The sequence below is a fragment of the Sphingomonas oligophenolica genome, from assembly GCF_039522915.1.
GTDB lineage: Bacteria > Pseudomonadota > Alphaproteobacteria > Sphingomonadales > Sphingomonadaceae > Sphingomonas > Sphingomonas oligophenolica.
The window spans coordinates 82,572-93,738 of record NZ_BAAAEH010000029.1 but is presented as its reverse complement, the minus strand read 5'-3'; the positions used below and the strand labels follow the sequence as shown (position 1 = coordinate 93,738).

5 protein-coding genes are annotated in these 11,167 nt (G+C 64.0%); 3 read left to right on the top strand and 2 right to left on the bottom strand.

The genetic code is table 11. From position 1 onward, the window contains the following. Nucleotides 1–425: 425 nt before the first annotated feature. Nucleotides 426–3,422, bottom strand: a complete 2,997-nt coding sequence (locus ABD050_RS14690) for a TonB-dependent receptor (protein ID WP_343890165.1) — start codon at nt 3,420–3,422, stop codon at nt 426–428. A 325-nt stretch (nt 3,423–3,747) separates the two neighbouring features. Between ABD050_RS14690 and ABD050_RS14685 the strand changes: the two genes are divergently transcribed. From ABD050_RS14685 to ABD050_RS14675, 3 genes are all read left to right on the top strand, one after another. After that, on the top strand, nt 3,748–6,009 hold the full coding sequence (locus tag ABD050_RS14685) for a glycoside hydrolase family 3 N-terminal domain-containing protein (RefSeq protein WP_343890164.1): 2,262 nt from the start codon (nt 3,748–3,750) through the stop codon (nt 6,007–6,009). Nucleotides 6,010–6,074: 65 nt separating this feature from the next. Beyond that, complete coding sequence (locus ABD050_RS14680) at nt 6,075–8,423, top strand: glycoside hydrolase family 31 protein (RefSeq protein WP_343890163.1); 2,349 nt, start codon at nt 6,075–6,077, stop codon at nt 8,421–8,423. A gap of 7 nt (nt 8,424–8,430) precedes the next feature. Then, entirely contained in the window at nt 8,431–9,117 is a 687-nt protein-coding gene (locus ABD050_RS14675; RefSeq protein WP_343890162.1) for a DUF6445 family protein, read from the top strand. Between the two features lie 58 nt (nt 9,118–9,175). Here the strand turns inward: ABD050_RS14675 and ABD050_RS14670 are convergent, their stop codons facing one another. Further along, the gene (locus ABD050_RS14670; RefSeq protein WP_343890161.1) at nt 9,176–11,161 is read right to left on the bottom strand and encodes a S9 family peptidase; all 1,986 of its coding nucleotides are present in this window, start codon (nt 11,159–11,161) and stop codon (nt 9,176–9,178) included. Between the last annotated feature and the right edge of the window lie 6 nt (nt 11,162–11,167).

The following is an 11,167-nucleotide window of genomic DNA, read 5'->3' as shown; positions in this document are numbered from 1 at the left end:
GCATCATGTCCATCGGCATGCGCGGCTGGGCTAAGGAGTTCTGACTAATGGGACTTGGTATAAGGGACGTGTTCTAGGCTACTGGACGGCAGCTATCGGGCGCATTCCTGATAGTCCGGCCTGCCAGACGTCAACGACTGCTCCCGCCAGAAGCGGTGTTTCCCATCGCAACCGGGAATGGCCAGCTATGGTCGGTAAAGGCCATCCCGGTGGTGGGTACAAAGTGTAGACTTTGACCCCCTGAGGACGCGAGCCTCTGTCGAACGCGGGCGCGTCGAGATCAACCCACCGCTACCGGCGCCTTTATGGCGCCGGAGGATGGAACCACCCAAAGACTCAAACCGCGATAGAGAAGCTGCCTTGGCAACCACCAGACCCGGTCGTTCGTGCCACCTGGCGGGAGGGTACGCGTTCGATTTTGACGCCTAGAATCGGTACCTTGCGCCGACCTTGAAGTTGCGCCCCTGGCTCGCCACGGTACCGGTATCCGGGGCGAGGGTAGGGCCGGAGCCGCCGATGCTCTGGAAGCCGCCGCCCCACATCGAATAGTTGCGATTGACGAAATCGAAGGCGTTGAGCGCCTGGAAATAGACTGTCAGTTCGTGACCATGATCCCAGGGCATCTTGAATGTCTTGGTGATGTTGAAGTCGACATTCTTGTAGCCAATTCCTCCGGGCCGATGGATGCCGAAATTGGTGAGATAGCAGCCACCGCCGCCGGGCGCCGTGGTGGGAACGTTGCACAAAACGCCGCCATAGGATGGCCCGGAGGACAGGGTGACGAAGGTGGTTGCCTTGATGTCGAAGGGCAGGCGGACGGTGCCGGTTCCGACAAACCGCCACCGTTCAAGGCCGCTCGAATTGCCCCATCCCTGGGCGCCGATGGTCGGCGCGTCGAAGTTGAAGGGATCTCCGATCGAGGCGCCGTTCCGGGTATCGTTCGATCGCGTGTTGGAGACGGTCAGCGTCGTGCTGAAGCCCCAGCCGGATTGATCAGTGTAGGGCTTGTCGGCCTGCAGATACAGAGCGGCATAGGTCGCTTTGCCGTCGCTGTTGCCGATGAAGATGCTGCCATATCCCGGCAAAGGCGCAGCAAATATGGCTGCCCCGGAATAGAAGATGCCGTCGGAGAAGACATTGCCGTTATAGGTATAAACCGGGTTTCCACCGGGGCTGTAGGTTCCGTCCGGGAGTCGGTTTCCTACCACTTCCTGATAGATGTTATGCGACTTGATGTAGGCAAGCGTTATGGACGTATTGACCACGCCAAACCGCTTTTTGACCGCGAAGTTTACCTGATCCGAGTAAGGCATTTTTGTTCTATTATTGAGCAGGTGCACTTCGCCGCCTTGCGATGCTCCCAGCGCGCGCAGCGCCGCAACGTCAGTTGGAAGCGGGTGACCCGGCGTCGGATATATAGTGGCGACCGATTCATACTGATCCTTGATCGTCTCGATCGCGGAATCGATGAACAGCGAGCGGTTATAATAGCGGCCGCCGCCAAGGGTGAACACAAGATCGCGATCGCCCTTCACATCATAAGAGATGCCAAGCCGAGGCTGAAACGCGCCCATGAACGGCTTACGGTTGTGCCCGGTCGAAATATAGTCATCGGGGTTTATGCCAGCCGCTTTCCACCCGGGATATGCGCGCAGGGCAGCCGCGATGGCCGCGGGCGTCACGAAATCCTCGTTCGTCGCATTGGACTCATAGTCCCAGCGGATGCCGCCGCTGATCAGCCAGTGGTCGTCCGGCCTCCAGTCGTCCTGGATGAACGCGCCGACTTCGGTGTTGTTGGCCGTGACCGGCTTGACCGTGGCGGTATTGATGGTCGCAGCATAAGGGGTCGACGCGCCAACGCCGGTGAAGGTCGCGGCGTCGTAGAAATAGGTGCCGTTCCCATTATTGTCCTCGAGGCGCTGCAGCTTCGTGAAATTGACCTTCAGGCCAGCCTTAACGGTGTGCGCACCGCCAAAGAACGTCACATTGTCCTTGAACAGCGTCTGGTACTGATGATCATCCTGCGCGAAGTTGGTTCCGCCGAGGATCAATACCCTCGAGGCGCCGATGTTGACGCCGTTCGTTACGACGTACGACGAACCGGCGACGTTGGGTATCGCCCCGTTGGCTGCGGCATCGCGCGCGAAAATGAATTCGTTGAGCCAGCTGTCGCCGCGATGGTTCCAGGTGAGCTGGTATCGGTGCTCGTCATTGCGATTATTGGTCGATGCGTCAGTCGTCGTCACGCCGCCATTGATCTGAAGATTGGCCTCCTTTCGGATAAAGGCGCTGACATTGACCGTATCGCGCGGTGTCGCGAAAAAGGTCAGCTTGCCAAAATACAGCTTCTCGTCGAAATCAGCCGGAAAGCTGCCGTTATATTGAGATCGCGCGCTTTGAGCATAGGCGGCTGCAGCCGGGCTTATTCCAGGGATAGTTCCCGAATAGACGTTGATGTCATTGGCACCGAAGGTCTTCTTCGTTCCTTCGAAATCGACGAAGAAGGTCAGCTTGTCCTTTATGATCGGGCCGCCGAGGTCAGCACCATAATATTTCGTGTCGAAATTCGGCTTCTTCCGGTACGGAGTCGTCGCGTTGTTGATATGGCCGGGCCGATCGTCGTAATTCTCGGTGATGAATGCCTTGGGCTGCCATTCGCCGAAGACTTCTCCGTGAAAGCTGTCGCCACCGGTTTTCGTAACCGAGGAGATGACGGCCGAACCGGCTTGCTCGAACTCTGCCTTGAAATTCTGCGTCTGGACATCGAACTGGTCAACGGCCGACGCCGGAAACGGGTTACCTGAAGACAGGTTCTGTCCAATGGTGCCGCCGTGGTTCACCAGATTCTTGATGCTGATGCCGTCGATGAAGGTGTTCGTGTTGTCCGAATTGATTCCGCCGGCCTGAACCCGCCGCGCCTTGCCGCCGAATGTCGGCGCTTCGACGGTGACCCCGGGCGCCAGGGCCGCAAAGTTCAGGAAGTTGCGGTCGCCATTCGGCAGATTTTCAAGCTGGAACCTCGAGACGTTCGTGGTGACGGTCGTAGCCTTGACGTCCTTTGCACGCGATGCCGTCACGACGACGTCTTTCGTCGTTGCCGCTTCAGCGAGCAGGTCTGCGGTAACCGCCTGGCCCAGCGGCACCACAACCACGACTGACTTGTCGCCGGAAGCGACGCGGTACGTGCTCGGCGGCAACCCGGGCAGGATATAATTGCCGTTGGCGTCGACCCTGGCGGTATCCTGATGGCCGGTGTTCGTATCGGTGAGGGTCACGATCGCTCCGGCGGCGGCGCCGTCGACATGCCCCTGGACGGTCGATGTCGTCTGCGCGGCGGCCGGCGCGGCGAGGATCAGGGCGCCTCCGCCCAGAACGGTGGTCGCGAGTGCCGCGCGCAGGCTCGCCTTCATCAGCTTGTTCATGTCGTCTCCCCTTTTTCGAAGCGGATGCCCGCCCCGTTATTGTTCTTTGGTCGTGCTCGAATCGGCCAGGCGCACGGTTCCTGTCCGCATCGGCGCGGGGCGAAGATTGATTGTGATGCCGCCGGCCGTAGCCATGCCTTGCCTCAGTCCTTCCCCGTTCCAGCGCCATGCTGGACGGAACGATGTATCGGCCTCTCACGAGCCGCGTAACCGGTTCCAGGACTTGCTTGGTAACCGGTTTCATGCGCATTCGCCAAGCAGAAAATATTCCGTTCCGACGCGCCGCGGCGATTCGGGAATGCAGATGGGCAGGGGAGATGTTGCAGTGGCTCGAATCGTCTCCCGCCGCGATCTGCTGAAAGGCGCGTCAGCGCTCGCATTCGTCTCGGCGTCGTTGCCCGTTCTGGCCAAGCGCGTGCCAGCGCGTGATCCGTTCATCGAGCGCCTGATCGCGACAATGAGCCTTCAGGACAAAGCGGGTCAGCTGTCGATCTATAGCGATCCGGCGCGCACCGACGGGCCGGTGATCAATCCCGGCCTGGCCCGGCAGAGCATGGAATCGCTCAAGGCGGAGATTGCCGCGGGCAGGATGACGGGCCTGTTCAACGGCATCGGCGTGGCCGCCGGGCGCGAGCTGCAACGGACCGCGATCGAGCAGAGCCCGCACGGGATTCCGCTGATCTTCGCCGGGGATGTGATCCACGGCATGAAGACCGCGTTCCCCGTGCCGCTGGGCGAAGCGGCAAGCTTCGATCCCGAGCTTGCCCGGCGCACCGCGCGCGCCGCGGCCGTGGAAGCGAGCGCCAAGGGCATTCATTGGGTCTTCGCGCCGATGGTCGACATCGCGCGCGACCAGCGCTGGGGCCGCGTGGTCGAGGGCGCGGGCGAAGACACCTGGCTCGGGCGACACTTCGCCGCGGCGCGCGTGCGCGGCTTCCAGGGCGACGACCTGAAGGCCGAGGATTCAGTGCTTGCCTGCCCGAAGCATTTCGCCGCTTATGGCGCGGTGATGGGCGGCATGGAGTATAACAGCGCCGACATCCCGGAGACGAGCTTGCGCGAGACGCATTTACCGCCGTTCAAGGCCGCGTTCGACGCCGGCGCGCTTTCGACCATGTCGAGCTTCAACGACATCGCCGGCGTGCCTTCGACCGGCAACCGCTATCTTCTGACTGACATCCTGCGCGGGGAATGGGGATTCAAAGGTCTGGTCGTTTCCGATTATACCTCGGACGAGGAGATGATCCTGCACGGCTTCGCCGCCGACGGACCCGATGCCGTGGTCAAGGCGCTCGACGCGGGGTGCGACGTCTCCATGCAGAGCGGACTCTACAACAAGCATTTGCCCGCGCTGGTGAAGGCAGGGAGGATCTCGATGACGACAGTCGATACCGCGGTGCGCCGTGTGCTTCACGTCAAGCAGGCGCTCGGGCTGTTCGACAACCCCTATCGCTCGCTCAGTGTCGCGCGCGAACAAAGCGATGTGCGCCTGCCGCAGGCGATCGCGCTGGCGCGCGAGGCAGCGTGCAAGTCAATCGTCCTCCTGAAGAACGACGGCGAACTGCTGCCGCTCGCCAGGTCGGCCAGGATCGCCTTGATCGGGCCATGCGTGTCCGACAAGAGCGACATGCCGGGGCCATGGGCGAGCTTCCCCGATGTCGCGACCTGCGTGACGCCGGAGGAGGGCTTTCGCGCCGCGATGGGGCCGGATGCGACGCTCATCGTGGTGCGCGGCAGCGATTATGAATCGCCGCTCGATGGCGGGATCGATCAGGCGGTCGCGGCGGCGAAGGCGTCGGATGTTGTCGTGCTGGTGGTCGGCGAAAGCGCCGGCATGTCGGGCGAAGCGCAGGCGCGGGTCGAGATCACGATACCCGATGCGCAGCTCGCGCTGGCTGACGCGGTCGCCGCGACCGGCAAGCCAGTGATCGTGCTGCTGCGCCACGGGCGGGCGCTGGCACTGACCGGGGCGGTGCGCGCGGCGCCGGCGATCCTCGCTACCTGGTTCCTCGGCTCGGAAACCGGCAATGCGATGGCGGATGTTGTGTTCGGCGATCGCGCGCCGCAGGGTCGCCTGCCGGTCAGCTTCCCGCAGGCGTCGGGGCAGGAGCCGTTCTTCTACAACCACCGCACCACCGGCCGCCCGCAAGTGACCGACGACCGCAACTGGAAAGCGCGATACCGTGAAGTGACGAACGAAGCACTCTACCCGTTCGGACACGGGCTGACCTATTCGACCGTCAGCTATTCCGGCACCGAGGTGAGCGCGCCGACGCTTGCCGGCGGTGGCTCGATCGCGGTGTCGGCAATGGTGACCAACACCGGCAAGCGGCGGGCGCATGAGGTGGCGCAACTCTATATCCACGACAAGGTCGCGAGCCTCACGCAACCGGTGCGCGCGCTGAAAGGCATGAAGCATCTCGACCTCGATCCCGGGGAGAGCGCGCGCGTGTCGTTCATGCTGACCCGCGCCGATCTGGCCTTCGTCCATCCCGATCGCCGCGCCTTCGCCGAACCGGGCGCGTTCGATGTCTGGGTTGCGCCGTCATCGGTCGGCGGCGTGCCGGCAAGGTTCGTGCTCCTGTGATCGCGTTTCGGAAAGCCTGCGCGCGATTGATCGCGGTCGCTCTGGCGCTCATGCCGGGGGCCGTAATGGCGAAGACGGTCGATCATTATGTCGCCGAGCAGAATGGCGTGACGATCGAGATCAGCGCGCCGCGCGCCGACGTCGTCCGTATCCGCGCCGGCAAGCAATCGCTCCCCGAAGACGCGTCCTGGGCTGTCCCGCCGGCAGTGCGCAGCCGGCGCGTGCCCATCGAGGTCACGACATCCGGCGATGATACCGAGCTGCGCACCGCCGCCCTCGTGGTGACGCTCGATCGCGCCACCCTGGCGATCACGATCCGCGATACGCAGGGCAGGGTGGTGCTCGCCGACGCGCCCGGCACCGCGCTTGATATCGCCAATGGCGGTTTTCGCCTCCGCAAGGCGATGCCGCCCGACGCGCATTATTTCGGGCTCGGCGACAAGACCGGCTCACTCGATCGCCGCGGTGGCGCGTTCACCTTGTGGAACAGCGACCAGTTCGGCTTCACCCCATCGACCGATCCGCTCTACAAATCTATCCCGTTCGTGCTCGGGCTGGACGGTACGGGCCACGCCTTCGGGCTGTTCATGGACAATAGCTGGCGCAGCTTCTTCGATTTCGGGAAGAGCGAGCGCGCGGCTTTTTCCTTCGGTGCCGAAGGCGGGCCGGTCGATTATTATGTGATGGCCGGGCCGGGGCCGAAGGACGTCGTCCAGGATTACGCCTGGCTGACCGGCACGCCGCCGCTGACGCCGCGCTGGGCGCTCGGTTTCCAGCAATCGCGCTGGAGCTATATGAGCCAGACCGAGGCGCAGGGCATCGCCGACCGGCTGCGCGCCGACCGCATCCCGGCCGACGTGCTGTGGCTCGACATCGATTATCAGGATCGCAACCGGCCGTTCACGATCAACACGAAGAGTTTTCCCGATCTGCCGGGCCTCGTGCAAAAGCTGAAGACGCAGGACATGCACCTGGTCGTCATCACCGACCTGCATATCGCTGACGCGCCGAACCAGGGCTACAAGCCCTATGACAGCGGCATCTCCGCCGATGTCTTCATGAAGAACCCGGACGGGAAGCCGTTCGTCGGCACGGTCTGGCCCGGCCCGGCTCTGTTCCCGGACTTCACCCAGGCGCCGGTACGCGCCTGGTGGGGCGCGCAATATCGCGACTTTGTCGGGATGGGCGTGGCCGGTTTCTGGAACGACATGAACGAGCCGGCGGTGTTCGAGCCGGTCACCAAGACGATGCCGCTCGACGTGGTCAACATGATCGACGAGCCCGGCTTCGCAGCGCGCAAGACGACTCAGGCCGAGGTTCACAATTTGACGGGCATGCTCAATTCGCGCGCCACCTATGAAGGCGTCCTCAAGCTCGCGCCCGACAAGCGCCCGTTCGTGATGACGCGCGCGTCGTTCGCCGGCGGCCAGCGTTATGCCGCCACCTGGACCGGCGACAATTCGTCGAGCTGGGCGCATCTCAAGCTTTCGGTGTCGCAGCTCGTCAGCCTAGGGCTCAGCGGCTTCGCTTATGCCGGTGACGATATCGGCGGCTTCGCCGGCGATCCGCCCTCGCCCGACCTGCTGACGCGCTGGATCGAGGTCGGCGCGTTCAACCCGATCTTCCGCGACCATTACCAGAAGGGCAAGGCGGAGCAGGAGGTCTGGGTCCACGGCAAGGAACAGGAGGATATCAGGCGGCGCTACATCGAGGAGCGCTATCGCCTGATGCCGTACATCTATGGGCTCGCCGACGAGAACAGCCGCACCGGCCTGCCGCTGATGCGGCCGGTATTCCTGGACTATCCGGCGGTGGTCTCCAGGGGCGACCGGCTCGGCGGCACCGAGGACCAGTTCATGCTCGGCGGCGATTTGCTGATCGCTCCGCCGACGACCTGGGAATCGCCTGCCCCGTACAGGATCATACTGCCCGGCCCGGGCTGGTACGATTACTGGACCGGCCTGCCGCTGACGGGAGCCGCGACGACCGAGACGCCGGCGCTGGGTCATCTGCCGGTGTTCGTCCGGCCCGGCACGATCCTGCCGCGCCAGCCTCTCGTGCAGAGCACGGTCGAGACGCCGAAGGGCCGCCTGCAGCTCGCTATTTATCCCGGCGCTGACTGCCAGGGCGGGCTGTATCTCGATGACGGGGAAAGCTTCGCCTACAAGAGCGGCGCCTATCTGCGTCAGCGGATCAGCTGCGATGCCACTTCGCTGTCGTTCGGCAACCGCGCGGGCAGCTTCAAGCCGTGGTGGACAGGGTTCGACGTGGTGATCCACGGCTGGACCGGCCCTGCGCCCAAGATCCGGCTGGACGGCAGGACAGTGGCATCGACGGTCGATGCGGCGGCCCATACGGTCAGCTTCGCATTGCCCGACATCGCGCATCCGGCACGCGTCGCGATCGGCGGGTGAGCGCGCGATGACTCCGGAACTGCGCCGCATCGGGGCGGGCCGGAGCCCGGTGGTGGTGGTCGATGATTTCAGCGAACGGCTGCCCGCGATCGTCGACCTTGCCGCCGCGATGGCGCCGTTCCCGCGGATCGTCGGAAACTATTATCCTGGCCTTCGCCGGATCATCGACGAGCGCGATGAAGCCGCGTTCGCCTATGTCAGCGAGACATTACGCACGGCGGCGCCGTTCATCGGCGGCGCGTTCGAAGCGGATGCGTTCGATCTGATCGAGGCGAGCTTCTCGATGATTACCGCGCCGCCCGCGACGCTCAGCCCGGCGCAGCGCGCCCCGCATTTCGATTCGACCGATCCCGATTACATCGCGGTGCTCCATTATCTGAGCGACACGCCGGGGACCGGCACCGCTTTCTACCGACAGCGGTCGACGGGGATCGAGGTGGTCGATGAGGCCAATATTTCCAGCTTCGTCGCCACGGCGAAGCGTGACGCTGCCGGGCGACCGGCCGCCTATATCAACGGAACGGACGCGCATTTCGAACAGATCGGCGCGGTGGAGGGCGTGCCCGACCGGCTCGTCATCTATCGCGGCAATCTGCTCCATTCGGGGATCATCCCGCCCGACATGTCGATGAGCGATGATCCGCGGACCGGTCGGCTGACCGCGAACCTGTTCGTGAAGGGGCGTCGGCCGTAGCGGCATCTCATCCGTGACGCCCGATCCTCATGTCCATGCCGGGTCGTGACGGGGCCGATCACAGATGTTTGTCGAACCAGTCGAGCACGCGGCGCTGGATGTCTTCCTGGTGCGCGGGTTCGTGGAACCAGTGCGGCTCGCGCGGATACCGCACCATCTCGGCCTGCTTGCCCAGCATCTTCAGCCCGCGATAGAATTCCAGCCCGAGCGTGGGCGGTACACGCGTATCCTGCTCACCGTGAAGTACGAGCACCGCCGCCGTAACCTTGTCGCTCAGCAATCGTGCCGGGGAACTGCGATCATAACGGGCGAGGTGCCCCGGCACGTCGCCAAAATAGCCGAGCGTGAAGTCGGGTGTGTCAGTGATCCGGGAAAAGGCGGTCAGGTCAGTCGGTCCCGCGCCGACGACCGCCGCCTTGAAGCGGTCGCCATGAGTCACTGCCCAGGCCGACATGAAACCGCCATAGCTCCAGCCGCCGATGCCGAGCCGATCGGGATCGGCGATCTTCTGCGCGACCAGCGCATCGACGCCGCTCATGACGTCCTGATAATCCATCCCGCCCCAATCATCGCCGACCGCGCGGGCGAAGTCAGTGCCCTGGCCATCCGACCCCCGCGGATTGGGCAGGAACACGACATAGCCGTGTGTCGCAAGCATCTGCGCCCATTCGTGCCAGCTGCCGAGCCAGCCGGACCACCAAGCCCATTCCGGGCCGCCATGGATCTGCACCACCATCCTGGTCGGGGTGCCCCGGACGTAACCGGGCGGCGTGACGAGGACGCCGAAGATCGTCTTGCCGTCCTTCGAGTTCTGCCAGCTGATCTCCTGAACCTTGCCCAGATGCCAAGCTGCAACCTGCGGATTGGTCCGCGTCACGACTTTCGGCACGCCACGCGCGACCACCCAGACGTCGGCGGGCCGGTCAGGGCTCGACAGGGCAAGAGCGATGGTGCGGCCGTCATGGCTGACTGAATAGCCGGCCGCTTCGCCGTCGAACGCGGCGACCGGAGAGGCCTTCCCGTCAATCGACAGGCGCACCAGTTTCGAGCGCGTGCGTTCGAACGACAGGGCGAGGATTGACCGCCCATCCGGTGACCAATGCGTGTCGCTCAACAGGCCCGGATAGTCGGCCGCGATGCGCGTGACCTTGCCCGAGGCGATATCGAGCAGCCGGGGCGCGAGCCCGATAAAGCCTGGCTGGAGGATTTCCTCGCTCAGGATCGTCCGGCCGTCGGGCGACCAGTCAGTCGGTCCGGCGACATTGTCGAGTGGCGTCGGCGTGACGGCGCCGGTCGTGAGGTCGAACAATACTACCCGCGAATGATAGAAATACTCGTTGATCGACACCGTATCGGTGACGTTGAGCGCAAGGCGCTTGCCGTCGGGCGCCCAGCTCGCGCTGCCGATATTGAGATTTTCAAGCGCCGGCTGGTGCGCGGCGTGACTGGCGATATCGACGATCCACAGTCGATTGAGGTGCTTGACCGTGTCGACTTCGATTGAATCGCGCTTCGCGGCGAGATCGGCTTTCTCCTCGGCAGTCGGCGGATCGGCCGCGAGCAGCGCAATCGACCTGCTGTCGGGAGACCAGGCAAAGCTGCCGGCATCGCTGGGGAGGCTGGTAAGCTGTACCGGCGTGCCGCCCGAGGCCGGCATCAGCCAGATCTGGCTGGGCAGAGGTCTTTCCGACGTGCTGCCACGATCGGACAGGAAGGCAATCCATTTGCCGTCGGGCGACCAGGTCGGATCGCTGTTGACGCCTTTGGTCTCGATCAGCGCCCTGGCCGGGGCGCTGCCGTCGGCGGGCACTGACCAGATCGCGATATGCGGCGAGCCGAACGTCGAGATCTGATCCTGCACCGGAAACAGGATGGTCTTGCCATCGGGGGATATTCGCGCCGACCGCGTGTCCTTCAGCTTCATGATGTCAGCCGGCGTGATCGGGCCGCCGGCATCGGCATCAGGCGGCGGCGAGGCCGCGCCGAGAAGCAAGGCAGCGGCGACCAGGAGTCCGCTATGCGCCAGGCCAGGTCGCCGCCCCACTCTCAT